12 protein-coding genes and 2 tRNA genes are annotated in these 17,269 nt (G+C 74.4%); 13 read left to right on the top strand and 1 reads right to left on the bottom strand.

The genetic code is table 11. The features are described from left to right. Window positions 1-108: 108 nt before the first annotated feature. Window positions 109-1,563, bottom strand: coding sequence for an acyltransferase family protein (locus ACFVXN_RS10035; RefSeq protein WP_389231183.1), 1,455 nt, complete (start codon window positions 1,561-1,563; stop codon window positions 109-111). Window positions 1,564-1,880: 317 nt separating this feature from the next. Between ACFVXN_RS10035 and mfd the strand changes: the two genes are divergently transcribed. From mfd to ACFVXN_RS09970, 13 genes are all read left to right on the top strand, one after another. Beyond that, complete coding sequence (gene mfd / locus ACFVXN_RS10030) at window positions 1,881-5,516, top strand: transcription-repair coupling factor (RefSeq protein WP_389231180.1); 3,636 nt, start codon at window positions 1,881-1,883, stop codon at window positions 5,514-5,516. A 185-nt stretch (window positions 5,517-5,701) separates the two neighbouring features. Then, on the top strand, window positions 5,702-6,223 hold the full coding sequence (locus tag ACFVXN_RS10025) for a hypothetical protein (RefSeq protein ID WP_389231177.1): 522 nt from the start codon (window positions 5,702-5,704) through the stop codon (window positions 6,221-6,223). Beyond that, complete coding sequence (locus ACFVXN_RS10020; RefSeq protein WP_389231174.1) at window positions 6,175-6,921, top strand: MazG family protein; 747 nt, start codon at window positions 6,175-6,177, stop codon at window positions 6,919-6,921. The genes ACFVXN_RS10025 and ACFVXN_RS10020 overlap by 49 nt, the downstream gene beginning before the upstream one ends. 134 nt (window positions 6,922-7,055) lie before the next feature. After that, complete coding sequence (locus tag ACFVXN_RS10015) at window positions 7,056-8,618, top strand: Re/Si-specific NAD(P)(+) transhydrogenase subunit alpha (protein WP_389231171.1); 1,563 nt, start codon at window positions 7,056-7,058, stop codon at window positions 8,616-8,618. 1 nt (window position 8,619) lies between these two features. Further along, window positions 8,620-10,008: a Re/Si-specific NAD(P)(+) transhydrogenase subunit beta gene (pntB, locus tag ACFVXN_RS10010; protein ID WP_389231168.1), complete on the top strand. Its 1,389-nt coding sequence runs from the start codon at window positions 8,620-8,622 to the stop codon at window positions 10,006-10,008. 126 nt (window positions 10,009-10,134) lie between these two features. Then, window positions 10,135-11,415, top strand: a complete 1,281-nt coding sequence (gene eno / locus ACFVXN_RS10005) for a phosphopyruvate hydratase (protein WP_389231165.1) — start codon at window positions 10,135-10,137, stop codon at window positions 11,413-11,415. 177 nt (window positions 11,416-11,592) lie between these two features. Further along, entirely contained in the window at window positions 11,593-12,588 is a 996-nt protein-coding gene (locus ACFVXN_RS10000) for a septum formation initiator family protein (protein ID WP_389231162.1), read from the top strand. A gap of 33 nt (window positions 12,589-12,621) precedes the next feature. Continuing rightward, window positions 12,622-13,197, top strand: a complete 576-nt coding sequence (locus tag ACFVXN_RS09995; protein WP_389231159.1) for a DUF501 domain-containing protein — start codon at window positions 12,622-12,624, stop codon at window positions 13,195-13,197. Between the two features lie 44 nt (window positions 13,198-13,241). Further along, window positions 13,242-14,204, top strand: coding sequence for an exopolyphosphatase (locus ACFVXN_RS09990; RefSeq protein WP_389231156.1), 963 nt, complete (start codon window positions 13,242-13,244; stop codon window positions 14,202-14,204). 193 nt (window positions 14,205-14,397) lie between these two features. Further along, window positions 14,398-15,900 (top strand): NAD(P)/FAD-dependent oxidoreductase, encoded by a 1,503-nt coding sequence (locus ACFVXN_RS09985; protein WP_389231153.1) that lies wholly within the window; start codon window positions 14,398-14,400, stop codon window positions 15,898-15,900. A gap of 90 nt (window positions 15,901-15,990) precedes the next feature. After that, a tRNA-Leu gene (locus ACFVXN_RS09980) sits at window positions 15,991-16,064 on the top strand. A gap of 173 nt (window positions 16,065-16,237) precedes the next feature. Continuing rightward, a complete protein-coding gene (locus ACFVXN_RS09975) occupies window positions 16,238-16,930 on the top strand; it encodes a DedA family protein (RefSeq protein ID WP_389231150.1) in 693 nt (230 codons plus the stop codon). A gap of 79 nt (window positions 16,931-17,009) precedes the next feature. Continuing rightward, a tRNA-Gly gene (locus ACFVXN_RS09970) sits at window positions 17,010-17,081 on the top strand. The last annotated feature ends 188 nt before the right edge of the window (window positions 17,082-17,269 follow it).

The raw sequence follows: 17,269 nt of genomic DNA, 5'->3' as shown, positions 1-17,269 counted from the left end.
CGGGCTGATTCCCCGCACGGCAGCCCGCAGGGTGCCCAACCGCGCGGGTGCTCAACCCCGCGGACGCGCGCGCAGGTGACCCGTGCGGGTCACGCGCGCGGTCGACGGTCAGGTCGGTCGTCGGACCGCCGGCGGGCGGGGCGGGGACCAGCCTCCGGGCGCGGTCCCGCCGCGCGGGGTGACGGGGTGCCGCGGGGCCCAGCTCTCCGGGCCGCCGACGGTGACGGGGACCGGGTGCGCCGGCGCGGCGTAGGTCGGTTCGGGGTGCGCCGGCGCAGCGGGCGTCGGCGCGGGGCGGGTCGGCACGCGGTGCAGCGCGCGCTCGGCGTCGACCGGGACGCCCGCGGCCCTAGGCTCGGCGACCCGCGCGTGGGTCGGGTGCGCGTCGGTCGGCAGTGCGACGGCGACGGCGTCGACCGGGCCCCACGTGGTGACGCGGCTGCCCGCAGGGACCGCCGGGAACGACCACGCCACCGACAGCGGCCGGCTGTGCGGGGGCCGTCGGGAGCCGGTGGTGCGACCGGTGACGAGCCGCGGCCCGGGCTGGTGCGTCGCGGCCAGGATGCGGGCCCGCGCCGGCAGCTCCACACCGCGCCACAGCGCCAGGGCCAGGACCGCCGACGCGACCAGCACCACGGGGATCGTGACCCAGCCGCGCAGGGGGGTGGCGACCAGGACCTTGATGACCAGCTCGTGCACCAGGTAGAAGCTGAACGACAGCGCCCCGCCCAGCATCACGGCCGGGTGCCGGGCCCAGCCGCTGCGCCCGTCGACGTCGGACCAGGCGCACCGCGCGGCCAGGGGTGCGAACACCAGCGCCAGCACCGCGGTGAGCACCGTCGGGTGCACGTCGAACCGGGCCGCACCCACGATCAGCACGGCGAGGACCCCGAGCAGCGCCGGGGCGGGCACGCGCGGCCGCCAGCCGTCCTGCACGGCCATCGCGGTCACCATGCCGAGCACGAACTCGGGCAGCCGCGCGGGCGGCAGGTGGAACATCAGCGTGATGAGACCCGGCCAGATCAGCCCCAGCATCGGCGGCACGGCGATGGCGGTGAGCGCGACGGCGGCCCGACCTCGGGCCCGGAGCCGGCGCAGGCCCCAGAACAGCGCCGGGAACACCGCGTAGAAGGCGATCTCGCAGGACAGCGACCAGGCCACGCCGTTCACCGCGAAGACGGACTGGTCGTCGGGCAGCCAGGCCTGCAGGAGGAACGTGCCCGCCAGCAGCGCGACCGGGTCGATCGTCGTCCCGACCACCGCGACGGTGACGACGGCGCCGAGCGCGAAGGCCACCAGGTGGTTCGGCAGGATCCGCGCGACCCGGCGGGTGTAGAACGCCCCGACCGTGACGCCCGGCCGGGCGGTCCAGGTGAGCACGAACCCGGACAGGACGAAGAACAGCCCGACGCCCGTGTAGAACGCGCTGGAGCCGCGCAGCACCTGCAGGTTCCACGAGTTGACGTGGTAGAGCATCACCATCAGCGCGCCGACCGCCCGCAGCCCGTTGAGGCTCCAGAGCACGGCGACGGCAGGCGCGTCGTCTCGGTCGGTGCGCAGCATCGGCTCCCCTGGGTCGGTGTCGGGCGTCGTCGGCCGGTGCGGTCGGCGGGTGCCCGGCCGCGCGTGAGCGGGGCGGTGGCGGATTCGCCGCTCCGCAAATTAGGACAAACGGTGCAGATCGTGTCAAGACGCGTCGCCCGGTTGCGTCAAGACGCGTCGCCCGGATGCGTCAAGACGCGTCGCCCGGATGCGTCACGACGCGTCGCCAGGAGGCGGCACGCGCGCGTGTCGGTGGCCGCTCGTACAGTGGTGTCCTCACCCCGGGTCCAGTGGATCCGGGGTTCTCGTGCTGTGCGCCGCTGAGGCGGAAGGAACCCATGAACGTCGCCGGTCTGCTCCCCGTCCTGCTCACCGACCCCGCGGTCGCCCGCGCGGTCGAGCTCGTCGTGTCCCGCGGCGAGGTCGACGTGGTCGGCCCGGCCGGCATCCGGCCGCCGCTGCTGGCCGCCCTCGCGGGCGCGGGCACGCAGGCGCCGGGCTCCCGTCGTGGCCGCCCGCTCGTCGTCGTGACCGCCACGGGCCGCGAGGCCGACGAGGCCGCCGCCGCGCTGCGCTGCTACCTGCCCGACGACGACGTGGCCGTCCTGCCGTCCTGGGAGACGCTGCCGCACGAGCGGCTGTCGCCCCGCAGCGACACGGTCGCGCGCCGCCTGGCCGTGTTCCGCCGCCTGGCCCACCCGGAGCCCGAGCCGGGGCACGCGGGGCCGATCCGCGTCCTGGTGCTGCCGGTGCGCGCGCTGCTGCAGCCGGTCGTCGAGGGCCTGGGCGAGCTGGAGCCGGTGTCCCTGTCCGTGGGCGACCGCGCGGACCTCTCGGACGTGGCCGAGCGCCTGGTCGGCGCCGCGTACAGCCGGGTCGACATGGTCGAGCGGCGTGGCGAGTTCGCGGTCCGCGGCGGCATCCTCGACGTGTTCCCGCCGACCGAGGACCACCCGCTGCGCATCGAGTTCTGGGGCGAGGACGTCGAGGAGATCCGCTGGTTCTCCGTCGCCGACCAGCGCAGCCTCGAGGTCGCGGGCCACGGCCTGTGGGCGCCGCCGTGCCGGGAGATCCTGCTGACCGACGCCGTGCGGGAGCGCGCCGCGTCGCTCGTGGACCGGCTGCCGGGCGCCGTCGAGATGCTCGACAAGCTCGCGCAGGGCATCGCCGTGGAGGGGATGGAGTCGCTGGCCCCGGTGCTGGTCGAGCGGATGGTCCCGGTGCTGGACCTGGTCCCCGACGACGCGCTGCTGGTGCTGGCCGACCCCGAGCGGGTCCGTCGTCGCGCGCACGACCTGGTCGCGACGACCGAGGAGTTCCTGCAGGCCGCGTGGACGTCCGCCGCGGCCGGTGCGGCGACCCCGCTCGACCTGTCGGGCGCGTCGTTCGCGTCGTTCGCGGAGGTCCGGGCCCTCGCCGCCGTGCGCGGCCTGGGCTGGTGGACGCTCAGCCCGTTCACCCTGGACGCGGACGCCACCGAGGGCGAGACGCCCGCGGCGGACGACGTGCGGGTCGCGGACGGCGTCGAGACCCTGGTGGTCCGGGCGCGCGAGGTCGAGCGCTACCGCGGCGAGGTGGACCGCGCGGTCGCCGACGTCCGCCGCCTGCAGCAGGACGGCTGGCGCCTCGTCCTGGCGACCGAGGGGCACGGGCCCGCGCAGCGGATGACCGAGCAGCTGCGCGCCGCCGAGGTGCCCGCGCGCCTGGTGGCCGCCCTGGACGGCGAGCCCGAGGGTGGTGTCGTGCTGGTGACGCCCGCGCAGGTCGGCCCGGGGTTCGTCGCCGAGGAGCTGCGCCTCGCGGTGTTCTCCGAGACCGACCTCACCGGCCGACCGGGCTCGTCGACGCGCGACATGCGCAAGATGCCGAGCCGCCGGCGCAACGTCGTCGACCCGCTGCAGCTGCGGCCGGGGGACTTCGTCGTGCACGAGCAGCACGGCGTCGGCCGGTTCGTCGAGCTCGTGTCCCGGACGATCGGCACCGGCGCGGCCGCCGCCACCCGCGAGTACATGGTGGTCGAGTACGCGTCGTCCAAGCGGGGCCAGCCGGGCGACCGGCTGTTCGTGCCGACCGACCAGCTCGACCAGATCACCAAGTACGTCGGCGGCGAGGCGCCCAGCCTGAACAAGATGGGCGGCTCCGACTGGGCGAAGACGAAGGGCCGCGCCCGCAAGGCGGTCAAGGAGATCGCGGGCGAGCTCATCCGGCTGTACAGCGCGCGGATGGCGACGTCCGGCCACGCGTTCGGCCCGGACACCCCGTGGCAGCGCGAGCTCGAGGACGCGTTCGCGTACGTCGAGACCCCGGACCAGCTCGCCACCATCGACGAGGTCAAGCGGGACATGGAGAAGCCGATCCCGATGGACCGGCTGATCTGCGGCGACGTCGGCTACGGCAAGACGGAGATCGCGGTCCGCGCGGCGTTCAAGGCCGTGCAGGACGGCAAGCAGGTCGCCGTGCTGGTGCCGACGACGCTGCTGGTCCAGCAGCACCTCGACACGTTCGCCGAGCGGTACGCCGGGTTCCCGGTGACCGTGAAGGCGCTGTCGCGGTTCAACACCAAGGCGGAGTCGCAGGCCGTCGTCGACGGTCTCAAGGACGGCAGCGTCGACGTCGTGATCGGCACGCACCGCCTCATCACCGGGGAGATCCACTTCAAGGACCTGGGCCTGGTCATCATCGACGAGGAGCAGCGGTTCGGCGTCGAGCACAAGGAGACGCTCAAGGCCCTGCGCACCAACGTCGACGTGCTCGCGATGAGCGCCACCCCGATCCCGCGCACCCTGGAGATGGCGGTCACCGGGATCCGCGAGATGTCGACGCTCGCCACCCCGCCGGAGGAGCGGCACCCGGTGCTGACGTTCGTCGGCGCGTGGGAGGAGAAGCAGATCTCCGCCGCGATCCGGCGTGAGCTGCTGCGCGAGGGCCAGGTGTTCTACGTGCACAACAAGGTCGAGTCGATCGAGCGCACCGCGGCCCGGCTCAACGAGCTGGTCCCCGAGGCCCGGATCGCGGTGGCCCACGGCAAGATGGGCGAGCACCAGCTCGAGCAGGTGATCGTCGACTTCTGGGAGAAGCGGTTCGACGTCCTGGTCTGCACGACGATCGTCGAGACCGGGCTGGACATCTCCAACGCGAACACCCTGATCCTCGAGCGCGCCGACCGGCTGGGGCTGTCCCAGCTGCACCAGCTCCGCGGACGCGTCGGCCGTGGCCGCGAGCGGGCGTACGCGTACTTCCTGTACCCGCCGGAGAAGCCGCTCACCGAGACCGCCCACGACCGGCTGCAGACCATCGCCGCGCACACCGACCTCGGCGCGGGCATGGCGGTCGCGATGAAGGACCTCGAGATCCGCGGCGCCGGCAACATGCTCGGCGGCGAGCAGTCCGGGCACATCGAGGGCGTCGGGTTCGACCTGTACATCCGGATGGTCGGGGAGGCCGTCGCGTCCTACCGCGGCGACCAGCCGGAGGAGCTGCCGGACGTCACGGTCGAGATGCCCGTCGACGCGCACATCCCGCACGACTACATCGCGCACGAGCGGCTGCGCCTCGAGGCGTACCGCAAGCTCGCCGCCGCCGCCGACGAGGCGACGCTGCAGGAGATCTCCGCGGAGCTCGTCGACCGGTACGGCGCGATCCCGGAGCCGGTGACGAACCTGTTCGCGGTCGCCCGGTTCCGGCTGCACGCCCGCGCGGCGGGACTCACGGACGTCACCGCCCAGGGCAAGTTCGTGCGGTTCGCGCCGGTGGAGCTGCCCGAGTCCGCGCAGCTGCGGCTCAAGCGGCTGTACCCGGGCTCGGTGCTCAAGCCCGCGCTGCGCACCGTGCTGGTCCCGTTCCCGACGACCGCGCGCATCGGCGGCAAGCCCCTGCACGGCGAGGCGGTGCTCACGTGGGCGCGGGAGCTCATCGACGCGGTCGTCCGCGGGGACGTCGCGGCGGCCGCCTCGGTCGGCACCACCTCCCGCTGACCCCGCCCGCACCCCGCACCCCCGCCGGCGTCCCCACGAGAGGTCACGACTCGCGGGGGCGCGGGCCTGCGGGCTCGCGAGTCGTGACCGCTCGTGCGGCACGGGGCCTACGATGACGGCGGCGGGCGAGGGTGCAACCAGGAGAGAGTGAGCGTGCGGTGACGCGGAAGTCCTACCGGCGGGCGGTGCCCGTGATCGGAGCCCTGGCGGTGGTGGCGTCGCTCGCGGCGTGCAGCGGTGGCCAGCCCGGCGCTGCGGCGGTCGTCGGCGACCGGGTCGTGCGGGTGTCCGACGTCGACACCGCGACCCGCGAGCTCACGGACGTGCTGCAGGGCGTGACCGCGCCGGCGGTCGTGGGCGTCCTGGTGCAGGAGCCGGTCGTCGTGGAGCAGGCCGCCGACGCGGGCCTCGGCGTCTCCGAGGAGCAGGCGCGCGACGCGCTGACGCAGCAGGCCGAGCAGGCGGGCGCGGGCAGCGACCTGGCGTTCTCCGCCCCCTCGGTCGCCGTGATGCGCTACGTCCTCGCGTTCGGCGCGCTGCAGCAGTCCGCCGACGAGGCGCGGCTCACGGACCTGCGGGACCGGCTGGCGGCCCTCGACGTCACGGTCAGCCCCCGGTACGGCTCCGCCGAGGCGCTCGGCACGCCGGCGACGTACCCGTGGCTCGTGCCGACGGCGACCTCGACGGCGACGCCCGACGCCCCGTGACCGACCCGGCCCCGGACGCCGACCCGCTGCGGCGCCTCGTCGCGGTCATGGACCGGCTGCGGTCCCCGGGCGGCTGCCCGTGGGACGCGGAGCAGACCCACGCGAGCCTGGTGCCGTACGTGCTGGAGGAGGCCCACGAGGTCGCCGACGCCGTGGAGCGCGGCGACCGGGCGCACCTGCGCGAGGAGCTCGGCGACCTGCTGCTGCAGGTCGTCTTCCACGCGCGGATCGCGCAGGAGGACCCCGACGACCCCTGGGGCGTCGACGAGGTCGCGGACGAGCTCGTCGCGAAGCTGGTGCGCCGACACCCGCACGTGTTCGCCGCCCCCGAGGACGATGCGGAGCGGGTCGTCGACGCCGACGGCGTGAACCGGCAGTGGGACCGGATCAAGGGCGAGGAGAAGGGCCGAGCGTCCGTCCTCGACGGCGTGCCGCTCGCGCTCGGGGCGCTCGCGCGGGCCCAGAAGATCGCGGGTCGGGCGGAACGCGCGGGCCTGACCGCCACGACGCCGGCCCCTGCCCCGGCCGCACCTCTGCCCGCCGCACCCGTCCCGACCCCCGGCACCGACCTCGGCGCCCGCCTGCTCGCCCTCGTCCTCGAGGCGCGCGCCGCCGGGCTCGACGCGGAGGGCGAGCTCCGCCGGACGGCCGCGGCGTGGGAGTCCGACCTGCGCGCCGCCGAGGTCCGGCCCGCCTGAGCCCCGGCGCGGCCGCCTGAGCCCTAGGTCCGGGACGCGCGCGTCGCGGCTGGAGCAGGATGGCTGCGGGTCGCGCGCGTCGCGACCCGCCGTGCGCGCCCCCGCGCGCACCCCGACACGACGAGGAGGGGTCGATGCGGATCGGCGTCCCGAAGGAGAGCCGGCCGGGCGAGCGCCTGGTCGCCGCGACGCCGGCCACGGTCGCGCAGCTCGCGAAGCTGGGCTACGAGGTGGTCGTCGAGCACGGCGCGGGCGAGGGCGCGAGCTTCCCCGACGACGCCTACGCACAGGCCGGTGCCGCCCTGGGCGATGCCGCGCAGGTGTGGGCGAGCGACGTCGTCACCGCGGTGAACGCCCCCACCGACGCCGAGGTCGCGGCGCTGACGCCGGGCGCCACGCTGGTCGCGATGCTCGCGCCGGCGGCGCACCCCGAGCGGGTCGAGGCCTACGCCGCGCGCGGGGTGACGACGCTGTCGCTCGACGCGGTGCCGCGCATCTCCCGGGCGCAGGCGCTCGACGTGCTGAGCACGATGTCGAACGTCGCGGGCTACCGCGGGGTGATCGAGGCCGCCGAGGAGTTCGGCGGCATGTTCACCGGCCAGGTGACCGCCGCGGGCAAGACGCCGCCGGCCACGGTCTTCGTGATCGGTGCCGGCGTCGCGGGGCTCGCGGCGATCGGTGCGGCGGGCAGCCTCGGCGCGCAGGTCCGGGCGTACGACGTGCGCCCCGAGGTCGGCGAGCAGATCGAGTCGATGGGCGCCACGTTCGTCCAGGCGCGCGAGGCCCAGCAGGAGGTCAGCGCCGACGGCTACGCCAGCGAGCTGACCGAGGAGCAGGCGCGGCTGACCGCCGAGATGTACGCGGCCGAGTCGGCCCGCGCGGACATCGTCATCACGACCGCGCTGGTCCGCGGCCAGGCGCCGCGCACGATCACCGCGGAGATGGTGGCGGGCATGCGGCCCGGCAGCGTCGTCGTCGACCTCGCGGCGTCCGGCGGCGGCAACTGCGAGCTGACCGTCCCGGGGGAGAAGATCGTCACCCCGAACGGCGTCACGGTCATCGGGTACACCGACCTCACCAGCCGGATGGCGCGGCACACGTCGCAGCTGTTCGGCACCAACGTGGTCAACCTGCTGAAGCTGCTCACGCCCGGCAAGGACGGCGCGCTCGTCCTCGACCTGGACGACGTGGTGCAGCGCGGCATGACCGTGACCCGCGCCGGCGAGGTGCTGTGGCCGCCGCCGCCCGTGCAGGTCTCCGCCGCCGCGACCGCCCCGGCCACGCCCGTCGCGGCGCCGGTCGACCCGGCGGAGCGCGCCCGCGCCGCCCGCGAGGAGGCCGCCCGCAAGGGCCGCCGCCAGCTGGTGGGGCTCGCGCTCGGCGCCGTGCTGCTCGCCCTGGCGATGACGTTCTCGCCCGCCGCGTTCCTCGGGCACTTCACCGTGTTCGTGCTGGCGGTGTTCGTCGGCTACTACGTGATCTCGAACGTCAGCCACTCGCTGCACACGCCGCTCATGGCCCAGACCAACGCCATCTCCGGGATCATCCTGGTCGGCGCGCTGCTGCAGATCGGCAGCGACAGCTGGGCGGTCACGGCGCTCGCGGTCGCCGCGGCCACCGTGGCGTCCATCAACATCTTCGGCGGGTTCCTCGTCGCGTTCCGCATGATCGGGATGTTCCGGAAGGAGGAGGCCTGAGATGCTCACCTCCGCAGTGCAGGGCGTCTACCTGGTCGCCGCCGTCCTCTTCGTCCTGAGCCTCGCGGGGCTGTCGAAGCAGGAGACCGCCCGTCGGGGCAACGCGCTCGGCATGGCCGGGATGGGGCTGGCGCTGGCCGCCACCGTCGTGCTTGCCGTCGACCGCAGCGAGCGGGACCCGCTCGTCACGATGCTGCTGATCGCCCTCGTGCTCGTCGTCGGGATCAGCGTCGGCACGTGGCGCGCCCGCAGCGTCGAGATGACGCAGATGCCCGAGATGATCGCGATCCTGCACAGCTTCGTCGGCATCGCCGCCGTGCTGGTCGGGGTGAACTCCTACCTGACCGAGGCGCACGCGGACGCGGTGCACCTGGTCGAGGTGTTCCTCGGGGTGCTGATCGGCGCGGTGACGTTCACCGGCTCGGTCGTCGCGTACCTCAAGCTGTCGGCGCGGATCCGGTCCGCCCCGCTGACCCTGCCGGGGCGCAACCTGCTCAACCTGGGCGCGCTCGTGGTGTCGGGCGGGCTGATGGCGTGGTTCCTCGCGAGCCCGTCGCTGGTCCCGCTGCTGCTCATGACCGTCGTGGCGCTCGCGCTCGGCTGGCACCTGGTCGCCGCGATCGGCGGCGGCGACATGCCCGTCGTGGTCTCGATGCTGAACTCGTACTCCGGCTGGGCCGCGGCTGCCGCGGGCTTCATGCTGAGCAACGACCTGCTCATCATCACCGGCGCCCTGGTCGGGTCCTCCGGCGCGATCCTGTCGTACATCATGTGCCGCGCGATGAACCGGTCGTTCGTCAGCGTGATCCTCGGCGGCTTCGGCTCCGAGGGCGGGACGGTCGCCGCCGCGTCCGACGCCGAGCACGGGGAGCACACCGAGATCACCGCCCCGGAGGTCGCGGAGCTGCTCAAGGAGGCCCGCAGCGTCGTCATCACCCCGGGCTACGGCATGGCGGTGGCGAAGGCGCAGTACCCCGTCGCGGAGCTGGTCAGCCGGCTGCGCGCGCAGGGCGTCGACGTGCGGTTCGGCGTGCACCCCGTCGCGGGGCGCCTGCCCGGTCACATGAACGTGCTCCTGGCCGAGGCCAAGGTGCCGTACGACATCGTCCTCGAGATGGACGAGATCAACGACGACCTGCCCGGCACGGACGTCGTCCTCGTCATCGGCGCGAACGACACCGTGAACCCCGCCGCGCTGGACGACCCGTCGTCCCCGATCGCCGGCATGCCGGTGCTCGAGGTGTGGCGTGCGCACCAGGTGATCGTGTTCAAGCGGTCGATGGCCACGGGCTACGCCGGCGTGCAGAACCCGCTGTTCTTCCGCGAGAACACGGCGATGCTGTTCGGCGACGCCAAGGACCAGGTCGAGCGGATCGTCCAGGCGCTCTGACCTGCGCACCGGCGGCCGCCACCGGCCGTTCACGGCCCCGTTGCCAAAGGTCCCACCGCCCCGTCCGGCGGACGGCACTAGGCTGAGGTCGTATCACCCCCACCCGTCTTCGTCGAAGGAGTACGCATGGCCAGCATCGAGGCCGTCGGCGCCCGCGAGATCCTTGATTCCCGCGGCAACCCCACTGTCGAGGTCGAGGTCGCCCTCGACGACGGCACGATCGCCCGCGCGGGCGTGCCCTCGGGTGCCTCGACCGGCGCGTTCGAGGCCGTCGAGCGTCGTGACGGCGACAAGGGCCGTTACCTGGGCAAGGGCGTCGAGGACGCGGTCAACGCCGTCATCGACGAGATCGCCCCCGAGCTGATCGGCTTCGAGGCCTCGGAGCAGCGCCTGGTCGACCAGGCCCTGATCGAGCTCGACGGCACCGCCAACAAGGGCAAGCTCGGCGCGAACGCCATCCTCGGCGTCTCGCTCGCCGTGGCGAAGGCCGCCGCCGACTCGGCCGACCTGCCGCTGTTCCGCTACGTGGGCGGCCCGAACGCCCACGTCCTGCCGGTCCCGATGATGAACATCCTCAACGGTGGCTCGCACGCGGACTCGAACGTGGACATCCAGGAGTTCATGGTCGCCCCCATCGGCGCCCCGACCTTCCGTGAGGCGCTGCGCACCGGCGCCGAGGTCTACCACTCCCTCAAGTCCGTGCTGAAGAGCAAGGGCCTGTCGACCGGTCTCGGCGACGAGGGTGGCTTCGCGCCGAACCTCGAGTCGAACCGTGCCGCGCTGGACCTGATCCTCGTCGCGATCGAGAAGGCCGGCTTCGTCCCGGGCAAGGACGTGGGCCTCGCGCTCGACGTCGCCGCCACGGAGTTCTTCAAGGACGGCGCGTACCAGTTCGAGGGCAAGGCCACCTCGCCCGCCGAGATGATCGCGTTCTACGAGCAGCTCGTCGCGGACTACCCGCTGGTGTCCATCGAGGACCCGCTGTCCGAGGACGAGTGGGGCACCTGGTCCGAGCTCGTCACCAAGGTCGGCGACAAGGTGCAGATCGTCGGCGACGACCTGTTCGTCACCAACCCGGAGCGCCTGGCCAAGGGCATCGAGCTCAAGGCCGCGAACTCCCTGCTGGTCAAGCTGAACCAGATCGGCACCCTGACCGAGACGCTGGACGCCGTGACCCTGGCCCAGCGCAACGGCTTCACCACGATGACCTCGCACCGCTCCGGCGAGACCGAGGACGTCACGATCGCCGACCTGTCCGTCGCGACCAACGCCGGCCAGATCAAGACCGGTGCGCCGGCCCGTGGCGAGCGCATCAACAAGTACAACCAGCTGCTCCGCATCGAGGAGGAGCTGGACGACGCCGGCCGTTACGCCGGCGCGTCCGCCTTCCCGCGCTGGAAGGCCTGAGCACCCCGGCTCTCGCAGCCGCTGCTCCACCGGAGGCCGGTGACCCCACGGGGTCGCCGGCCTCCGGCGCGTCCGGGGGGTCGCCGGGCCGTCGCGTGTGCGGATCGTGTGTGGGGAGACGGACACGGCCCGGCGACCTGCGGCCCGGCGCGGCCCGCGCGGGGCACAATCGACCTCATGCCCGCCCCCCGTCGTCCCGCCGCGCCGCGACCCGGCGCCGCGTCCGACGACGACGCGCGGCGCGGCGACCCGGGGGGCAGCCCGGCGGCCCGACCCGTGTCCCGCCCGGCACCGCGGACCTCGGGCGTCCCGCGCTCGCCCGCGCCCAGCCCGCGGACCCCGGCCCGGACGCCGGCGCCCGCCCGCACCCCCGCGCCGACCCGCACGCCCGCGCCGACCCGCACGGGCGAGGTCGCGCCGGCCGCGGGACGGGGCGCCGGCGCCCGGACCGGTGCCCCCCAGCAGTCCGTCCCGCGCCCCGCGACCCCGCGCCCCGCCGCGTCGCGCGCCCGGTCCGCGCCGTCGTCGACCCCCCGGACCGCGAGCCGGCCCGGGAGCTCCCGCCCGGGCGAGCGGGGTGGCGGCTCGGGCGACCGGCGCCCGGGCCGTGCGGAGACCGTCCAGCAGCGGCTCCCGCGCCTGTTCACGATCCGGGCGCTGGTGATGTTCGTCGTGCTGTCGATCGCGTTCGTGCTGGTGTTCCCGACGCTGCGGCAGTACCTCGACCAGCAGGTGCAGCTCGAGCAGCTGCGCGCCGAGGTCGCGACCGCCGAGCAGCGCAACGAGGACCTGCAGGCGGAGCTCGACCGGTGGTCCGACCCCGCGTACGTGGAGGCGCAGGCACGGGAGCGCCTGGCGTTCGTCATGCCGGGGGAGCGGGCGCTGCGCGTCGCGGACCCGGAGGTCGTCCCGGACACCACCGGGACCGACGCCCCGCTCGGGCCGACGCCGGTGGAACCGGCCGACCCGACCCGCCCCTGGTACGCCCAGCTCTGGGACTCGGTGCAGGTCGCGGGCGTCGCCGGGACGGGCACGACCGACCCGACGGCGCCGACCGGCGAGGGCACGACGCCGGCGGGCGAGGGCACGACGCCGGCGGGCGAGGGCACCGCGCCGACGGGCGACAATGGGACCGCGCCCGCGACCGACGGGTCCACGGCGCCCACCCCCTGACGCCTTCCGCGCGCCCCGACCCCGAGGACCACCGTGACCGACCTGCCCACCAGCCCGGCGACCCCGACCCCGGCCGGCGGCCCGCCCGACCCGGCCGAGGTCCCCCGGGCGCGGCACGACGCCCCGGGGGTCACCGACGAGGACCGCGCCGTCCTGCGTGAGCAGCTGGGTCGCCCGGCCCGCGGTGTCGTCGGCGTCGCGGCCCGGTGCGCCTGCGGCCGGCCGCTGGTGGTGCGCACCGCGCCGCGGCTGGACGACGGCACGCCGTTCCCGACGACGTACTACCTGACCTGCCCGCCGGCGGTCGGTGCGGTCAGCACCCTCGAGGCGACCGGGCTGATGAAGGAGCTCACGGCCTGGGTGCAGGACGTCCCCGAGGTCGCCGCCGCGTACCAGCGCGCGCACGAGGCGTACCTCGCCGACCGTGCCGAGCTGGGTGACGTGCCGGAGATCGCGGGCATCTCGGCCGGCGGGATGCCGACGCGGGTGAAGTGCCTGCACGTCGTGGTGGGGCACGCGCTCGCCGCGGGCCCGGGGGTGAACCCGGTGGGCGACGCCGTGCTGCTGCGCCTGCGCGACGCGTGGCGTCCCGACCGCTGCACCTGCTGACCCCGCTGACCGCGCCGCCCCGTCGGGGTGGGAGGATGTCCGGCGTGACTCGTGTGGCTGCCATCGACTGCGGGACCAACTCCATCCGGCTCCTGGTGGCCGACGTCGACCCGGACGCCGGGACGCTGACGGACCTCGACCGCCGCATGGAGGTCGTGCGGCTCGGCCAGGGCGTCGACCGCACCGGCCGGATCGCCCCCGAGGCGATGGCGCGCACCCTGGACGCCACCCGGCGGTACGCCGCGATCTGCCGCGAGCTCGGCGTCGAGGCCGTCCGGTTCGTCGCCACGTCCGCGTCCCGGGACGCGGAGAACCGGGACGAGTTCGTGGCGGGGGTCCGTGAGGCGCTGGGCGTCGAGCCCGAGGTGATCGGCGGCGTCGAGGAGGCGCAGCTGTCGTTCCGCGGGGCGACGGGCGTGCTCGGCGCGGACCACCGTGCGCCGTACCTGGTGGTCGACCTGGGCGGCGGCTCGACGGAGGTCGTGCTCGGCGAGCTCACCCCCGAGGCCGCGTACTCGATGGACGTCGGCTGCGTGCGGATCACCGAGCGGCACCTGCGGTCCGACCCGCCGACGGCCGACGAGGTCGCGGCGGCGGAGGCGGACGTCCGGGCCGCGCTCGACGTCGCCGCGCAGCACGTCCCGCTCGGTCGGGCGGCGACGCTCGTCGGCCTGGCGGGGACGGTCACCACCGTCACCGCGCACGCCCTGGACCTGCCCGCCTACGACCCCGCGGCCATCGACGGCGCGGTGCTGCCGGTCGACGCCGTGGTCGCGGCCTGCGACGACCTGCTGACCCGCGACCGGGAGTCGCGCGCCGCGCTCGGGTTCATGCACCCGGGCCGGGTCGACGTGATCGGCGCGGGCGCCCTGGTGTGGCGCGCGGTCGTGGAGCGGGTGCGCGCCGAGGTCGCGGCCGCCGGCGGCGAGCTGACCGAGGTCGTCACCTCGGAGCACGACATCCTCGACGGCATCGCCTGGAGCGTCGCGGAGCGCCTGGCCCGCTGACGGCGGCGACGCTCCCGGTCGCCGCCGACGTCGGGGCCTTCGACCCAGGACCGAGGTCCCACGTCGGGGCCGACCGCGGGGGACGAAGCGGACACGGGTTCCGCTCCCTGACCGGCGTTCCCGGGACTTTGTGCCCAGAATCACGTGCCTGTGGGTTCGCGTTCAACCAAACATGGGACGTACCGTTGTCCCTATGTCTGAGACCTCCGTCACGACCCCGGCGCCGCAGTCCGGGACCACGTCCCGCAAGGTGCCGCGCATCGTCATCCTCGGCGGCGGGTCCGTGGGGGTGTACTCCGCGCGCCGGCTGCGCCGCCGCCTGGGCAACCGCGAGGCCGCGATCGTCGTGGTCGACCCGCGCCCGTACATGACCTACGCGCCGTTCCTCCCCGAGGCCGCCGCCGGGTCGATCGACGCGCGCTACGTCGTGGCCCCCCACCGCCGCGCGCTCAAGGGCATCGACGCGCTCCAGGGCAAGGTCTCCGAGATCAAGCACGGCGAGCGGAAGGTCCAGATCACGCCCGAGGAGGGCGAGCCGTACTGGATCACGTACGACCACCTGATCATCGGCCTCGGCTCGGTCGCCCGCACGCTGCCCATCCCCGGGCTCGCGGAGCAGGCCATCGGCTTCAAGAACGTCGAGGAGGCCATCGCCGTCCGCAACCACGTCCTGGGCCGGATCGACCGCGCGTCGTCCACCTGGGACCCGGAGCTGCGCCGCCGGATGCTGACCTTCACGTTCGTCGGCGGCGGGTTCGCCGGCGTCGAGGCCATCGCCGAGGTCGAGGACATGGCCCGCGACGCGATCAAGCAGTACCCGTCGCTGGACGCCTCCGACATGCGGTTCGTCCTCGTCGAGGGCTCGCGGCGCATCCTGCCCGAGGTCTCCGAGGAGCTCGGCGGCTACACCCTCGAGCAGCTGCGCAAGCGCGGCATCGAGGTGTACCTGTCCACGTTCCTGAACTCGTGCGTCGACGGCCACGTGGTGCTCTCGGACAAGACCGAGTTCGACTCCGAGACGATCGTGTGGACCGCGGGCGTCAAGGCCAACCCGGTGCTGCAGAACTCCGACCTGCCGCTGGACAAGATGGGCCGCGTCACCACGCTCGCGACCCTGCAAATCGCCGACGCGGACGGCACCGTCGTCCCGGACGCGTACGCCGCCGGTGACTGCGCGGCCGTGCCGGACCTGTACAACCCGGGCCAGTTCTGCCCGCCGAACGCGCAGCACGCGATCCGCGAGGCCACCCACCTCGCCGACAACCTCGCGCGGGTGCTCCGGTCGGCCGAGCCGACCGACTACAAGCACAAGAACATCGGCGCGGTCGCCTCGCTCGGCATGTACAAGGGCGTGGCGCAGTTCCTCGGCCGGATCAAGGTCCGCGGGTTCCTCGCCTGGGTCATGCACCGCTCGTACCACGTGATGGCGATGCCGACGCTGAACCGCAAGCTCGCGATCATGTCCGGCTGGACCGCGAACCTGCTGTGGCGCCGCGAGACCGTCGCGCTCGGCTCGATCCACGACCCGCGCGCCGAGTTCCGCGCCGCGTCCGTCCCGCCGAAGCCCCGCGCCGAGGCCGCGCCGGCCGCCGCCGACCACTCCCCGGTCCCCGGCTCCGAGGCCAAGCCCGACGGCACCGGCACGGCCGACGACACGTCCGCGGCCGACTCGGCGTCGGCGAAGGCCACGGCCTGACGCACCCCGTACCGCCACGACGCCCGTCCGCCCCGCACCGGGGCAGGCGGGCGTCGTCGTGCACGGCGCTGCGGTGGCAGGATGGCGGCGGCCCTCGTAGCCCAACCGGCAGAGGCAGCCGGCTTAAACCCGGCGCAGTGCGGGTTCGAGTCCCGCCGAGGGCACCGCGACCGCACGGCCACCCCGACCGCCAGTCGCACGCCACCCGCACCGCAGCGGGATGTCGGCGCCCGACGCGGTGGTTGTGCACGTTGTGTGACGTCAGGGCCGCGACCGGCGGGTCCGTGGCAGGCTGACCGTTCGCCCCCGCCGACCTGACGTGGAGTACTCCCCTGCCATGAGCGCCGTGACCGACGCGATCGCCCCGTCCGCCGAGTACTCCGGGTTCATCGGCTGGGTGCTGCACCTGATGGAGACGCTGGGGGAGGTGGGCGTCGGCGCGGCCGTGTTCATCGAGACCTTCGTGCCGCCGATCCCGTCCGAGGCGGTCCTGCCCGGTGCGGGGTTCCTCGCCTACGACGGGCGGATGAACCTGTGGTTCGCGATCCTCGCCGCGACCGCCGGCGCCGTCCTCGGCGCGTGGATCTGGTGGCTGCTGGGTGCCTGGCTCGGCCGGGACCGCACGCGCGCGCTGGTCGCGCGGATCCCGCTGCTCGACGCCGACGACTTCGACCGCGCCGAGCGGTTCTTCCTGCGCTGGGGACCGCTCGCGGTGCTGCTCGGGCGGTGCGTGCCGCTGGTGCGGAGCTTCATCTCGATCCCCGCAGGCATCGAGCGGATGCCGTTCTGGGCGTTCACGCTGTACACGACCCTCGGCTCGGCGGTGTGGAACGGGATCTGGATCGGGCTCGGGTACGCGTTCGGGCCGGCGATCAAGCCGGTGCTGGCCGAGTGGAGTGGCCTGCTGTCCAACCTCGTGCTCGGGGGCATTGCCCTGCTCGTGGTCTGGTTCGTGGTGACCCGCGTCCGGCGGATCCGGCGCGAGGCCGCAGCGGCGTCCGACCCCGCCCCGGAGGCGGCCGAGGTCTGACCGCACGATTCGTGGATCGGCCGCACGGCCGGTAGAGTTCCCACCTGCATCCCCCGGTCCTGCACGGCCGTGGAGACGCGCGGACGTGGCTCAGTGGTAGAGCATCACCTTGCCAAGGTGAGGGTCGCGGGTTCGAATCCCGTCGTCCGCTCCCAGCACCACCTCCTTCATCCCGCACGCCACCTACTCCTGGCGGTGGACCACGCGTCCGTCCGCAGGTGGACGCCGTGAGTGGCCTCCCCTGGCTAGCGTCGTCGCCGGACGCGGATCCCGACGAGACGGTGACCCGAAACCCCTCACGCCGCCCCGTCGTCCACGCCATGATCGGGTGCGTGCGGC

It is taken from the genome of Cellulomonas sp. NPDC058312 (assembly GCF_042880135.1).
In the GTDB taxonomy this organism is placed as follows: Bacteria; Actinomycetota; Actinomycetes; order Actinomycetales; family Cellulomonadaceae; genus Cellulomonas.
Note: the sequence above shows the minus strand (reverse complement) of the source record. Positions and strands in the feature narration are given on the sequence as shown.

Excerpts from the sequence above, each read along its gene's own strand:
- ACFVXN_RS10035 (WP_389231183.1), bottom strand. The coding sequence starts at position 1,563 with ATGCTGCGCACCGACCGAGACGACGCGCCTGCCGTCGCCGTGCTCTGG.
- mfd (WP_389231180.1), top strand. The coding sequence starts at position 1,881 with ATGAACGTCGCCGGTCTGCTCCCCGTCCTGCTCACCGACCCCGCGGTC.
- ACFVXN_RS10015 (WP_389231171.1), top strand. The coding sequence starts at position 7,056 with ATGCGGATCGGCGTCCCGAAGGAGAGCCGGCCGGGCGAGCGCCTGGTC.
- pntB (WP_389231168.1), top strand. The coding sequence starts at position 8,620 with ATGCTCACCTCCGCAGTGCAGGGCGTCTACCTGGTCGCCGCCGTCCTC.
- eno (WP_389231165.1), top strand. The coding sequence starts at position 10,135 with ATGGCCAGCATCGAGGCCGTCGGCGCCCGCGAGATCCTTGATTCCCGC.
- ACFVXN_RS10000 (WP_389231162.1), top strand. The coding sequence starts at position 11,593 with ATGCCCGCCCCCCGTCGTCCCGCCGCGCCGCGACCCGGCGCCGCGTCC.
- ACFVXN_RS09985 (WP_389231153.1), top strand. The coding sequence starts at position 14,398 with ATGTCTGAGACCTCCGTCACGACCCCGGCGCCGCAGTCCGGGACCACG.
- ACFVXN_RS09975 (WP_389231150.1), top strand. The coding sequence starts at position 16,238 with ATGAGCGCCGTGACCGACGCGATCGCCCCGTCCGCCGAGTACTCCGGG.